Source organism: Asanoa sp. NPDC050611, assembly GCF_040654855.1.
Classification (GTDB): domain Bacteria; phylum Actinomycetota; class Actinomycetes; order Mycobacteriales; family Micromonosporaceae; genus Asanoa.
On the sequence record NZ_JBFAIU010000221.1, the window covers coordinates 1 to 12827 of the forward strand.

Annotated in this window: 15 protein-coding genes; 5 read left to right on the forward strand and 10 right to left on the reverse strand. The window is 72.2% G+C overall.

The window, feature by feature from the left end:
* Together AB0H87_RS27890 and AB0H87_RS27895 are read right to left on the reverse strand one after the other, a co-directional pair.
* Positions 1–1503, reverse strand: a 1503-nt coding sequence (locus AB0H87_RS27890) for a hypothetical protein (RefSeq protein ID WP_360151788.1), incomplete at its 3' end; no start/stop codon positions are given.
* Between the two features lie 106 nt (positions 1504–1609).
* On the reverse strand, positions 1610–2641 hold the full coding sequence (locus AB0H87_RS27895) for a D-2-hydroxyacid dehydrogenase (protein WP_360151791.1): 1032 nt from the start codon (positions 2639–2641) through the stop codon (positions 1610–1612).
* A gap of 37 nt (positions 2642–2678) precedes the next feature.
* Between AB0H87_RS27895 and AB0H87_RS27900 the strand changes: the two genes are divergently transcribed.
* Positions 2679–3059: a VOC family protein gene (locus tag AB0H87_RS27900; protein WP_360151794.1), complete on the forward strand. Its 381-nt coding sequence runs from the start codon at positions 2679–2681 to the stop codon at positions 3057–3059.
* Positions 3060–3081: 22 nt separating this feature from the next.
* Here the strand turns inward: AB0H87_RS27900 and AB0H87_RS27905 are convergent, their stop codons facing one another.
* The 6 genes from AB0H87_RS27905 to AB0H87_RS27930 form a co-directional block, all read right to left on the reverse strand.
* Positions 3082–3756, reverse strand: a complete 675-nt coding sequence (locus AB0H87_RS27905; RefSeq protein ID WP_360151797.1) for a response regulator transcription factor — start codon at positions 3754–3756, stop codon at positions 3082–3084.
* Positions 3753–4751 carry a histidine kinase gene (locus AB0H87_RS27910; protein WP_360151800.1) on the reverse strand — a complete coding sequence of 333 codons (999 nt, stop codon included), beginning with the start codon at positions 4749–4751 and terminating at the stop codon, positions 3753–3755. The genes AB0H87_RS27905 and AB0H87_RS27910 overlap by 4 nt, the downstream gene beginning before the upstream one ends.
* Before the next feature lie 197 nt (positions 4752–4948).
* Positions 4949–5764 (reverse strand): CPBP family intramembrane glutamic endopeptidase, encoded by an 816-nt coding sequence (locus AB0H87_RS27915; protein WP_360151803.1) that lies wholly within the window; start codon positions 5762–5764, stop codon positions 4949–4951.
* Positions 5765–5862: 98 nt separating this feature from the next.
* A complete protein-coding gene (locus tag AB0H87_RS27920) occupies positions 5863–6642 on the reverse strand; it encodes a methyltransferase domain-containing protein (RefSeq protein WP_360151806.1) in 780 nt (259 codons plus the stop codon).
* Between the two features lie 49 nt (positions 6643–6691).
* Positions 6692–7576: a hypothetical protein gene (locus AB0H87_RS27925; protein WP_360151809.1), complete on the reverse strand. Its 885-nt coding sequence runs from the start codon at positions 7574–7576 to the stop codon at positions 6692–6694.
* Entirely contained in the window at positions 7566–8069 is a 504-nt protein-coding gene (locus AB0H87_RS27930; protein WP_360151812.1) for a sigma-70 family RNA polymerase sigma factor, read from the reverse strand. The genes AB0H87_RS27925 and AB0H87_RS27930 overlap by 11 nt, the downstream gene beginning before the upstream one ends.
* Before the next feature lie 84 nt (positions 8070–8153).
* On the opposite strand from AB0H87_RS27930, the gene AB0H87_RS27935 reads away from it, so the two are divergent.
* The 4 genes from AB0H87_RS27935 (at position 8154) to AB0H87_RS27950 (ending at position 10750) form a co-directional block, all read left to right on the forward strand.
* Positions 8154–9314, forward strand: a complete 1161-nt coding sequence (locus AB0H87_RS27935; protein ID WP_360151815.1) for a monooxygenase — start codon at positions 8154–8156, stop codon at positions 9312–9314.
* 53 nt (positions 9315–9367) lie between these two features.
* The gene (locus AB0H87_RS27940; RefSeq protein ID WP_360151818.1) at positions 9368–9808 is read left to right on the forward strand and encodes a nitroreductase family deazaflavin-dependent oxidoreductase; all 441 of its coding nucleotides are present in this window, start codon (positions 9368–9370) and stop codon (positions 9806–9808) included.
* Positions 9809–9871: 63 nt separating this feature from the next.
* Complete coding sequence (locus AB0H87_RS27945) at positions 9872–10156, forward strand: hypothetical protein (RefSeq protein ID WP_360151821.1); 285 nt, start codon at positions 9872–9874, stop codon at positions 10154–10156.
* A 99-nt stretch (positions 10157–10255) separates the two neighbouring features.
* The gene (locus tag AB0H87_RS27950; RefSeq protein WP_360151824.1) at positions 10256–10750 is read left to right on the forward strand and encodes a hemerythrin domain-containing protein; all 495 of its coding nucleotides are present in this window, start codon (positions 10256–10258) and stop codon (positions 10748–10750) included.
* 18 nt (positions 10751–10768) lie between these two features.
* Here the strand turns inward: AB0H87_RS27950 and AB0H87_RS27955 are convergent, their stop codons facing one another.
* Positions 10769–11224, reverse strand: a complete 456-nt coding sequence (locus AB0H87_RS27955; RefSeq protein ID WP_360151827.1) for a hypothetical protein — start codon at positions 11222–11224, stop codon at positions 10769–10771.
* Between the two features lies 1 nt (position 11225).
* Positions 11226–12827, reverse strand: a 1602-nt coding sequence (locus tag AB0H87_RS27960; protein WP_360151830.1) for a molybdopterin dinucleotide binding domain-containing protein, incomplete at its 5' end; no start/stop codon positions are given.

A 12827-nucleotide genomic window follows, 5' to 3' on the forward strand; every position in this document is an offset into this window, starting at 1 on the left:
CGCGCCCGCGCCGACCATCAGCACGCCGACGCCGGCGATCATAGTCGACTTCGGGCCGGTGACGGGCAGGCCGCCACCGTCGCCGCCGCCGGTGCCGCCACCCACGCCCGCGCCCGCGCTGTTGACGACGATCTCGGCGCTGTCGTTGCCGGCGTTCGGGTCACCGCCGATCTTGGTGGTGATCGTGCCGACCGCGTTCTCGAGCACCTGGTCGATCTTCACCTTGAACGCGAACTGGTAGTCGTACCCGGTGTACAGGTCCCAGACCCAGCAGCCGTACTCGCGTGCGCCGCCCTTGCCCCAGTCGGCGTCGTCGGCCGGCGGCCAGTCACCGCCCGCGGTGTAGGGCGCGCAGTCCCACGAAGCCTCGACCACGGTCGTGCCCTCAGGCATGGTGATCAGCACGTCCGGCTTGGCCGGCGGCACGCCGTCGCTCGTGAGGGCGGCCGGGCCGAGGTTCCTGATGCCCGGCGCCACGTCGACGGTGGCGCCGACGGCGCCGGAGGCGGTGGCGCCGATCGCGGCCATGTCGACCTGGTTGTCGCCGCCAGCCGTGATCTTGACCTCCCACCAGCTGTCGTACGGGGTCACGTCGGTCTGCGGCCCGCGCCGGGCGTTGGCCACCTCTTCCAGGCGCAGCGGCTCACCCGTGCCACGGTGGGACTCGCTGACGAGGTCGAGCCAGGACTTCTCGACGAGCTTGAAGTCGTCCGCGATCCACCAGTCGGTGTACGTGCTGAGCACGGAACCCGTGCGAACGGTCTTGTCGATGCCGTACGGGATGTCCTCGGAGAGCCGGTAGTTCTTGCCCGGCTCCAGCGCCTGGTCGAACTCGCAGATCGCGAAGGCGTTGTCGTAGTAGACGCAGTTGGAGAAGTCGCCCGCGTAGGGGGTGCGCCAGTCGGGCTGGATCGTCAGGACGGTGCGTTCCACCGTGGACTGACCGACGTTGGAGACCGGGGCGTTGGCCTTCGTGGTGCCGCCCGGGTCGCCGGTGACCTCCAGCGTCGGGGGCCCCTGCTCGAACGAGCCGGTGGAGAGGTCGCTCGCCTCGGCGATCGTGACGTTCGACTTCCCGGTCGCCTTGGCGCCGCCGAACTCCGCGGTGAAACTGATGCTCCCGGTGTCGCCGACCTGAGCGTCCGACTCGCCGCGGAGGACGTAGTCGAGGGACACGCCACTGACGAACTCGCCGCCGGCGTTCGCGCACCGCGTCACCGTGTCGGACTCGGCGGTGCACAACCACTCGGTGGACATGTCGTTCCACTCGATGTGCGCGCCCTTGAGGTCGGACGAATCGACCACGACCGAGATCACGCCGTTCAGCGCGTCGTCCGGGTTGAAGACGAACGCATACCCGCTGACGTAGCCGTCGGGAGCGACGAGCGCGTCACGCGTCTCGATCTGGAGGTTCGGCGCCGCCGCGTAGGCGGGCAGTGCGCTCGCGGCGACGAACGCGCCGGCGGCCGCGACGCCGGCCAGCAGCCGGCGGGCAGTCCTCATCGACATGGGGTTCCTTATGAGGGGATTAAGAAAGTCTGTGATCAAGCTGTGCGACCATAGATCATCCCCGTGAATACGCGCTACCCCAAGGGCCGAACCGGGGCATTCAGTAGCCAAGCTCCCGCGAGTACACGTTTCGCAGATCCCGCCCGTCCAGGTAGCGGCGCAGGTTGTCGCAGAACAGGTCCGTGATGGCCGCGTTCTCGGTGTCCACAGTGGCCGCGGAGTGTGGCGAGACCAGCACGTTGTCGAGCTCCCAGAGCGGCGAATCCGCCGGCAGCGGCTCCGTCTCGAACACGTCGAGCGCCGCGCCCGCCAACGATCCGTCGCGCAGCGCCGCGGTCAGCGCCGGCTCGTCGACGATCGGGCCGCGGCCGATGTTGACGACGATCGCGCCGCGCTTGAGCAGGCCGATCCGGGTGGCCGAGATCAGGCCCTCCGTCGCGGGCGTCAGCGGGGTGCACACCACCAGCACGTCGGTGTGCGGCAGCAGCGCGTCGAGGTCGTCCGTGGAGTGCAGGCCCGAAACGGAGCCGATGTCGTACGCGCGCCCGGGCCGCCCGACCCCCAGCACCCGGCAGCCCAGCGCCGCGAAGCTGGCCACCACCTGTCGCCCGATCCCGCCGAGCCCGACCACCGTGACGGTCCGGCCGGCGAGCTGCGCGGTGGTGAAGCGTTCCCAGTGGTGTGCCGCCTGCCGCGCCCGCAACGCCGGCACGCCCTTGACGAAGTGCAGCGCGCCCAGCACCGCGAACTCGGCCAGCGGGACCGCGTGGATGCCGGCCGCCGTGGTGAACGTGATCCCGGTGCGCTCCAGGCCGGCGTCGCGCACGAACGCGCCGATGCCCGCGCTGGTGGCCTGCACCCAGCGCAGCCCGGGCGCGCGGGTCGGCAGCTCGGCCGGCGCCTGCCAGTCGAAGCCCAGCGACACCTCGGCGGCCGCGAGCGCCCGCGCCCACCGGTCCTGCGCGGCGGCATCGAGCCGCGGCGGCGACCCGGTGTGGTCGGCGGCGTAGCGCGGCGCGGGCAGGAGGTCCGGCTCGTAGACGACGTCGAGTCGCGGGTCGACCGCGGCGATCCGCCGCACCAGTTCGGGTTCGAAGTACGAGGCGATCAGGACGCCCAGGCGCGCGGACACGTCCAGGACCGTATCCGACGGGCCTATGCTGCCGCGCATGACCAGCCGCGTGGGCGACATCGTGATCGACTGCAACGACCCGGAGGTGCTCGCGCGCTTCTGGTGCGGCGTCCTGGGCTACCGGATCTTCGCGCGGGACGAGACCGGCGTGGCGATCCGCGGCGCCACCGTCAGTCCCGACATCCTGTTCATCCGCGTACCCGAGCCCAAGACCGTCAAGAACCGCCTGCACTTCGACGTCTGCGCCACCGACGGGAGCCAGGAGGAGGAGCTGGCGCGGCTGCTCGATCTCGGTGCGCGTCGGTCGGGCATCGTGTCCGGCGGTTCGTGGGTCGTGCTGGAGGATCCGGAAGGCAACGAGTTCTGCCTGATGGCCAAGCGCATCCCGGCTGAGCCGGCGCCGTTCCACGAGGTCTGAGGGTCAGGCGGTGCGTCGCGGCTTATCCGAGGTTGACGCGGTAGGCCAGGACGACGGCTTGGACGCGGTCGCGTAGGCCGAGCTTGGCCAAGATCCGCGATACGTACGTTTTTACGGTCTCGGGGGTGATGAACAGTGCCGCCGCGATCTCCGCGTTGGACAGGCCCTCGGCGATCCGCCGGAGTACCTCCAGCTCCCGGGCGGTCAGGGCGGCGATGATGGCCTCGCGCTCGGAGGATGTCGGGTCGGCGGGGCGCAGCCGGTCGGCGAAGTGGCCGATGAGCCGGCGGGTGACCGCCGGTGCGATGAGCGCCTCACCGCGGGCGACGATGCGGATGCCGTTGACCAGCTCCGCCGGCGGCGCGTCCTTGAGGAGGAATCCGTTGGCACCGGCGCGCAGTGCCTCGTACACGTAGGAGTCCACATTGAACGTGGTGACGACGAGGATCTTCGGCCCGGCGGTGGCGTCCGGCCCGGCCAGGCGGCGGGTCGCCTCGATGCCGTCGAGGATCGGCATGCGGATGTCCATCACCACGACGTCGGGGTGCAGGCGACGGGCCAGGTCGACCGCGGTGGCCCCGTTGTCGGCCTCGCCGACGACCTGCATGTCAGGCTGCGCCGCGAAGATGGTGGCATACCCGGCTCGTACGAGCGCCTGGTCGTCACAGACGAGCACGCGGATCGGCATCTCGCTCATGGCTTCTCCCGCCGGGCCGGAATCGTGGCGCGCACGACGAACGCACCGTCGGTGCCCGGCCCGGCCGCGAACGTCCCGCCGAGAAGTTCGACCCGTGAACGCAGCCCGGAAAGGCCGCGCCCCCCGCTCCGTCCCCGAACCGGTGGCGGGACGGCGGGCATCGACATGATCTCGACCTCGATCTGTTCGGCGGTGTGGTGGACATCGACGGTGGTGGGCCGCCCTGCCGCATGCCGCATGGCGTTGGTCAGGGCCTCCTGGACGACCCGGTACGCCGCGAGTTCCACGTCGACTGGCTGCGGGTCGCGCACACCGTGCTCCGTGAGCTCCACCGGCTGCCCGGACAGCCGGGCGCCCGCGACCAGATCCTTCAGGGTGCCCAGTGTGGGCGCGCGGACGGCTGCGTCGTCTTCCGATGACGTCGCTTCGAGCACTCCCAGCAGGTACCGCAGGTCTGACAGGGCCCGGCGGCCGGTGGCCGAGATCGCGGTGAGGCCTTCGGCCACGCGGTCCGGCGTGGTCGCCAGCAGGAACTGTGCCGCGTCGGCCTGCACGACCATGCCGGTCACGTGGTGGGTGACGACGTCGTGCAGTTCGCGAGCGATCCGCGCGCGTTCGGTGGATGCCGCGACCTGCGCGGCGAGCTGCCGGCGCTCGGCCTCCTGCGCTCGCCAGCGCCGGACCACCCCGCCGGCCAGCCAGGCGACCACCAGGCTGAGGTAGAAGACGGCGAAGTCGAGGAGGCTCAGCGGCGAGCCGAGCTGGCGCAGCACGACCGCGAGCAACGCATACGCGGCGGTCGCGATCCCGGCGGTGCCGCGGCGTGCGGTGGTCAGATACGCGCCTGCCGAGTACAGCGCCACGAAGAGCCCGGCGCTGGCAAACGTCGCCGGGTAACCGGCCCCCTGGTAGACCGCGAAGGCGATGGCGATAACCGCCAGGCAGGCCGCCGGCCACCGCCGGCGCGTCACGAGCGGCACGGTCTGCGCGAGCACCAGCGCGACGCTGAGCGGGTCGGCCGGACGGCGAGGCAGGTCGCCGAGCTGGGTGCCAAGGCCCGCCAGGACAGGGGTGATCGCCAGGACCGTGACGGCCCCGGCGCCCAGGATCTCCTTGACCGTTCCGCTCTGCCTGTCCCACCACTCGCGCGGGGCGCGCCGGGATATCACGTCGCTCTCCCTTCGGGGCCAGGTCAGCGAGCGCGCTGCTTGCGGAGGATACCGCCGCGCCCGGCGGCCGCGGCGAGCATCGGCGCCGACAGAGCCACACCAATGAGGACCGGGATGATCGAGGCCTCCAGCCCGAACGCGCCGCCGGTCAGGATCGACGGGCCGCTCACGTGCGTGGTCAGCAACCCTTCAGCCGGCTTACCGGAAACCGGGATGCCCAGCAGCTGCTCGGTGGAGTTCCAGGCGAAATGCAGGCCGACGACGAACCAGATGCTGCGCCGCCACAGGAACGCCGCACCCAGGAGCAGGCCGGCTTCGACGGCGATCGCCAGGGCGCTCCACAGGCTCGCGCCGGGGTTGAACAGGTGCGCGGCCCCGAAGAACAGTGAGGTCGCCACCAGCGCGGCGCGGCTGCCGAACAGGCGCTCCAGCCCTTGCAGCGCCAGCCCACGGAACATCAGCTCCTCCGTGATCGCGGCGCCGACGCCGACGATCAGCACCGAACCGAGTACGGACCACAGACCGTTGCCGGACCAGGTGAACGAATAGCCGCCGAAGACGGCGATGAGCGCCGTCGAAGCGAGGACGAAGCCCACGCCGAGCCCGGCACCGCGCAGGGCCTCGGCCCCGGCACCCCGCCTGGCCACCTCCGGCGCCGGGCGGCGGGCGACGTGGCGCATGACCACCTTGTAGACGATGACGGCCAGCGCCGCCGCGACGATGGCGAGGATGCCCGAACCGGCCGCGTTGAGGCCGGAGACCAGCGCGATGCCGACGAGGCCGACGGTCATCCAGATCCACGGCGATCGCTGGACCGGTCCGGTAAGCGTGTTGTCCATGTCATTCACGCTAGGAATTCGGGCAGCGGCCCCGAATCACCCGCGAGCAAGCAATGCGGATAGCTCTCGCGGGGGATGGTCGCCGACGTGAACCGGGGTCAGGCGGGCTTGCGGCCCGACCAGACGGGGGTGACCCGGCGCAGGACGCGGTCGTCCGTGGGCAGGGCGAGCACCCGTTGGCGGAACTCGGCGCGGCGGTCGGCCGGCAGGTCCTCGACGAACGCGCGGTAGCCGTGGGTCAGTATCCACCGCCACAGCGTCCCGTTGTCGGCGACGGTGACCGCCACGGCGGCGTGGTCCTCGCGTAGGTCGACGAAACCGGCCTCCGCCAGCAGGTCGGCCGCGTCGACCGGCCGGCCCATGCTCCCGCCCGGCGGCAGGTGGGTGGCGAACTCCATGAACAGCGCGTCCATGCGGGTGCCCAGCGACGGTGCCGGCAGGTCGGGTCCGGTGCCGCCGCGGGCGCTGCCGCCCGTGAACGCGAACCGCCCGCCCGGTGCGAGGACCCGGTAGGCCTCCGCGACCCCGGCCGCCGGGTCGTCCAGCACGTGGATGACGAACGACGCCGCGACGACGTCGTAGCCACCCGCCGGCAGGTCGAGCGCCTGGGCGTCCATGACATGCACCTCGGCACCGGGATGGTCGGCGCGGAGCCGGGTGCACATCGCGGGTGCGGCGTCGACGGCCGTGACCCGGCAGCCGCGGGCCAGCGCCGGACCGGTGAGCGCGCCGCGGCCGGCGCCCAGGTCCAGGAACCGGCAGCCGGCCGGCGGGTCGACGGCGTCGACGATCGCCCGGCCGAAGTCGGCGAAGAACGGCAGGACGCCGTCGTAGTCGGCGGCGACCCGATCGAAGAGCGTCCACGCGGGCCCGATCACCGGCCGATCATGTCGACCGGCGATCGGGCCCCGCAATCGCATTACGGCGTCAGCGCCACCGCTCGATGGCCGCCACGGCCAGCTCTCCGAACAGGCGGACGTCGGCCTGCTTGGCCTGGCCGCCCTCCCAGACGTTGTCGCGGACCACCGTGACGATGTCGCCGACCCGGATGACCAGGACCTGGTCGGTATGCGGGAACGGGTCCCCGTCCGGGTTGTAGCGCGCCTGCCAGTGCACGGCCACGTGCACGACCTCGTCGCCGTACGCCGGTGGTGGCTTGAGCATCTCCAGGCCGTACGTCGTCGACCCGACCGTGAACTCCGCACAGTCCAGGGACTCGGCGCGCACCCGGTCCATGGCCGCGCTCGCGCCGCCCGGCCGGTAGGCCATGACCATCTGCTTGACCGTGCCGCGCGGTACGGAGCCCGCGGGCGCGTCCGGCCCCTGATGGGTGGTCTGCTGGGACCGCCGCGCGGTGACGCTGTCGTCGTCGGCGAGCGGGTCCGTGCAGAACCCGGTGAGCGTGTCGTCGTCCAGCGGCGCGGGCGGCAGGCCGTCGATGCGCCGGTCGGCCGGCAGCGCGAAGAACGCCCGGGCCGGGATCGAGGTGACCGGCCGCGCCGGCGGGTTCGACGGCGTCGTCGGCGGTGGCGCGCTCGGGGTGGCCGAAGGCGTGGCGGGAGGCGTGGCCGAGGACGTCGGCGTCGGCGCGGCCGTGGGCGTCGGGTCCACGGGTCCGGGCTGCGACGCCGGCACGGTCACGACGCCCACTCCGACGGCCGCGGCCGCGAAGGCCGCCGCGCCCGCGGTGTACGCACCGCGCCTGCGTGCCCGCCGGTCCGCCGCCCGGCGCACGTCGGCCGGTCCGGCCAGCCCGCGGCCGTCCACGTCCCTGGCCAGTTCCCCGAACCAGCTCTCGAGGTCACGCATCATGCACCCCCAGGTCCATCTCGGCGCCGGCGAGCTGCGCCGCGAGCCGTTCCCGCCCGCGGGCGAGCCACGACTTCACCGTGTTGGCCGCGGCACCGGTCTCGGCCGCGATCTGCTCGACCGACTGGTCGCACAGGTAGTGCAGGGCCAGCGCCCTGCGGTGGTTGGCGGGTAGCCGGCGCAGTGCCGCCACGAGCAGCACCGTGTTCTCGCTCGGTGGCGGCGCGTGGGGTGGCGGCCCGGTGCGGCGCAACGCGCCGGCCAGTCCGCCGAGCCGCCGCCACCGGTCGGTGCCGAGCCGGTGCACCACCAGCCGCACCCAGGCCTCCGGCGCCGGATGGCCGGCGACGTCCTCCCACCGGCGCCAGGCCCGGGCGTACGCCTCCTGGACCGCGTCCTGTGCCTCGCCGTGGTCGCCGATGACCGCGACCGCGTACCGCAGCGTCCGCGCCGCGGTGGTCCGGTAGAACTCGTCGAAACTTGGTGCGTCGCGCACCGGCCACTCCCTTCGCCCCGTGTACGCCTTACTTACGTGGCACGGGCGAGCGTGGTTGCACCCGAAAGCGGTACCTTGCGATGCATGTTCCGGCGTTTGTCGCTCTTAGCCGTTCTCACCGTCGGTGCGCTGGCGATCACGTCCTGCGGTGAAGCCGGCGCACCGGCGCCGCGGGCCGAGCCGACGACGCCCCCGGCACACGGTAACCATGCCGCGACCAGCACCCCGCCGCCCCAGCCGCTGCGCACGGGCGAGCGGTTCGTCGACACCGGGCTCGACCGGCCGTTCACGCCCGACCCGCCCGGCGACGACGCCGACGAGTACCGCTGCTTCGTGGTCGACCCCGGGCTCACCGACCGCGCCTTCCTGACCGGCAGCCAGTTCCGCCCGCAGAACCGCGCGATCGTGCACCACGCGATCTTCTTCCGCATCCCGCCGGAGGAGGCCGACCGCGTCCGCGCACACGACGCTGCCACCGACGGCGACGGCTGGCAGTGCTTCGGCGACGCCGGCATCGGCGACGACCCGTCCTGGGTGGCGAGCTGGGCGCCGGGCGGCGGCGAGACGATCTATCCGGCCGGGCTCGGGTTCGAGCTGGGCCCGGGCAGCCTGCTGGTCATGCAGATCCACTACAGCCTGCTGGCCACCGGCGGCGCGCCCGGCGGGTCCGACCGCTCGGGCATCCGGCTGCGCCTGGCCGGCGGCGACCTGACCCCGCTGCGCACCACGCTGCTGCCGGCGCCGGTCGAGCTGCCGTGCGCGGCGGGCGAGCGGGGCGAGCTGTGCGACCGGGACCGGGCGGTCGCCGACGTCGTGCGCCGGTTCGGTCCGCAGGCCGGCGACATGGTGGCGGGCCTGCGCCGGTTCTGCGCCGGCACGCACGAGCCCGGGCGGACCCAGTCCTGCACCCGCCGGGTGACCCGGTCCGCCACCCTCTACGGCGTCGGCGGGCACATGCACCTGCTCGGGCGGTCGATCAAGGTCGAGCTCAACCCCGGTGGCCCGGGCGCCCGCACGCTGCTCGACCTGCCGGCGTTCGACTTCGACGACCAGGCGGTGCGTCCGGTCGGCGCCGGCGTGACCGTCGAGCCGGGCGACACGTACAAGGTGACCTGCACCCATGACGCCGGGCTGCGCGGGCAGCTGCCGGCGCTGCGCAAGCTGCCACCCCGCTACGTGGTGTGGGGCGAGGGGACCGCCGACGAGATGTGCCTGGCCATCGTCGTCGAGGCGGCTGGTGGGTGACGGCGAAATCGAGATAGCTTCGCGTCACCCCCATAGCAACAGAAGGAGACACCGTGCCCCTCAACGGTGAGTACGCCCCTAGCCCCACCGACTGGGCCCGCGAGCAGGCCGAACTGTTCGAGAGCACGGACGGCGCTGAAGCCAACACGCTGCGTGGCCGTCCGATCATCCTGCTGACCTCGCTCGGCGCGAAGTCCGGCAAGATCCGCAAGACCCCGCTGATGCGGATCGAGCACGACGGCGAGTACGCGGTCGTCGCCTCGCAGGGCGGCGCGCCGAAGCACCCGTACTGGTACCACAACCTCGTCGCGCACCCGCACGTCGAGCTGCAGGACGGCGCGGTGCGCAAGGACTACACGGCGCGTGAGGTGACCGGCGAGGAGCGCGCGGTCTGGTGGAAGCGGGCGACCGCGACGTGGCCGGACTACGACTCGTACCAGACGAAGACCGACCGGGTCATCCCGGTTTTCGTCCTGACGCCGAAAGAGGCCTGAACCAGGGCGCACGTCGATCCGTGCCCGCGGCAAAGAGCACGTTCCCGCGGGAAGGAGTGATCGATGAAGCTGATCCGGGGCCTGACCGTCGCGGCCGGCGCACTGGCGGCGGTCGCACTGGCCGCGTCACCGGCGGCCGCGTGCCCGGTCTTCTGCGGCGCGAGCCGCGGGCTGACCGCACAGAACGCGATCGACGGCGCGCTCGACGACGCCCGCAACTCGGCACAGTCCATGGGCTTCTACGGCGAGTGCACGCTCGTCGAGCCGCCCGCGATCTTCGAGACCTGGACCGACCCGTACTTCGGCCATCTGTTCCGCGCCTCGGTCCAGGTGACCTGCCTGGCCTGAACGATCCGGAGGGCGGCCCCCGCGGGGGTCGCCCTCCGCGTTTGTCGGGCACGCCAAGGGGTAAGGCGTGGTTCCGCGCTCACCCACCTGGAGGATCCCATGTCGACGGACGCGATCGTGCTGCTCAAGCAGGATCACAAGGAGATCAAGAGGCTGTTCCGGGAGTTCCAGTCGGCCAGCACGCCCAAGCAACGGGGCGACCTGGTCAACAAGATCATCGAAGAGCTGACCGTGCACACGTACATCGAGAACGAGGGCATGTATCCCGAGACCCGGCAGCTGCTCCCCGACCTCGAGGACGACGTGCTCGAGTCCTACGAGGAGCACCACGTGGCCGACGTGCTCTGCATCGAGCTGGCGTCGATGTCGCCCGACGACGAGCGGTTCGAGGCCAAGACGACCGTGCTCATCGAGAACGTCACGCACCACATCGAGGAAGAGGAGCAGGAGTGGTTCCCGAAGGTCCGCGAGGGTCTCGGGCGCGCGAAGCTCCAGGAGATCGGCGAGCGGATGCTCGAGCTGAAGGAGAAGGCGCCGCGGCGGCCGACGTCGCCGGGCGCCCTGAAGAAGGCGATCGACGCGCTGACCGCCTGAGCGGGGCCACGCCGCGCCCTAGGCCACGACGAGGGCCTGGGGCGCGGCGGCCTTCATGCGGGTGCGCAGCCACAGCAGCTGCGTGGCGGTCTCCCCCTCGCACGCCGTGACCGCCGCGGCGAGGTCGTCGTCGCGCAGGCCGGCGGCCGCCTGGCCGAGCATCGTCCAGGTGATGTCGGCGTACGACGCCATCAGGTAGAGGTCGTGCAGGTCGCGGAGCAGGCCCAGCCCGCCCGACCGGGCGCCCGCGAACAGCTCGGCGTGCAACCGCTCGGGCTCACCCGGCGCCTCCTCCGAGTAGCGCTCGACGAACGGCGCGAGCCGCTCGACGTGGGTGTCGCACTGGGCGGCCAGGCGTCCGGCGATGTGGAACACGTCGGCCTCCGCCGCGTGCGCCTGCCCCACCTGGCGGTACGCGTCGGCGAGGTTGGCCTCCGCCCGGTGCAGCAGGCCCAGATAGTGCGCCACGTGCATCTCAGCCCTCCGTCCGGGTGACCCGCACCGCGCCCGACTTGAACAGCGGCTGTTTCGACACCGGATCCCACGCGGTCAGGGTCAGCTCGTTGGCCGCGCGCCCGTCCGGCTCCGCGCCGGTGTCCCACCACCCGTAGTGGAACGGGATGAACACCACGCCCGGCCGTACGCCGGTCAGCCGGGCCGGCGCGGTCACGGCCCCGCGCGGCGACTCGATCCGGACGATCGTGCCCTCCGCGATCCCGGCCGGGCCGGCGTCGGACGGGTGCAGCTCCACCCAGACGTCCGGTGCCGCGGCGTTGAGCTCGGGCGCGCGCGCCGTCTTGGTCCGCGTGTGGAAGTGATAGACCGTTCGCCCGGTGGTGAGTTGCAACGGATAGTCGTCGTTCGGTGTCTCCGCCGACGGCTGGAAGCCGGCGGGATGCAGGAACGCCCGGCCGCCCGGTTGCTTGGCGCGGTACTGCTCGGCGGTGAACTCGGCGCCGGTCAGCAGGTCCTGTCCGTACGTCTCGCAGTAGTCGGGATCGGTGTTGAACGCGCCGTCGGTGTAGAGGCGTTCCGTGCCGTCCGGCGCCGCGTCGGTGCACGGCCACTGCACGCCACTGCCACCGCGCAGCTTCGCGTAGGTCAGCGCGCTGTAGTCGCACGGGCGGCCGCGGGAGCACTCGCGCCAGGCGTCGAAGACCTCTTCGGGGGTACGCCACGGCAGCAGCGGCCGGCCGTCCCGGTCCCGGAAGTCCATGCGGCGCGCGTAGTCGAGGAAGATGTCGAGGTCCGGCCGGGCCTCGCCGGGCGGGTCGACGGCCCGCTCCGCGAGGTGCACGGTGCGGTCGGCGTTCGTGAACGTCCCGGTTTTCTCGCCCCAGGTGGCCGCCGGCAGCACCACGTCGGCGAACCGCGCGGTCTCGGTCAGGAACAGGTCCTGCACGACCAGGAAGAGCCCTTCCCGCGCGAGGATGTCGCGGATCCGGCCCAGGTCGGGGAGGCTGACCGCCGGGTTCGTGGCGCTGACCCAGAGGAACTGGATGGAGCCCTGCTCGGCGTACCGGAAGATCTGCATCGCGTGGGTGGGCGGCGACCAGGTCGGGATGATCCGCGCTTCGACGTTCCACAGCTTCGCGAGCTGCGCGACGTGCTCCGGGTTCGCCCAGTTGCGGAAGCCGGGCAGGTCGCCGTCGGCGCCGCACTCGCGGTTGTTCTGCGCGGTGGGCTGGCCGTTCATCTGCAGCACGCCGGCGCCCGGCTGCCCGATCATCCCGCGGATCAGGTGCAGGTTGTTGACCTGGCAGGCCGCCGCGGTCGCCTGGTTGGACTGGTAGAAGCCCTGCAGGACGGTGGAGAGCAGCCGGCGGGCGCCGCCGAGCAGCTCGGCGGCGCGGTGCACGTCACGGACCTCGACCGCGCAGATCTCCGCCACCCGCTCCGGCGGGTACGCGTCGACGGTCCGGGCGAGCTCCGCGAACCCGAGGGTGTGCGCGGCGACGTACGACTCGTCGTACCACCCCTTGGCCGCGCCTTCCTGACGCCACTTGGTGAAGTTGGGACGCCCATTGTCGTCCTCGGCGATCCACTCGCGGGCGAACTCACCGGACTGCACCTCGGA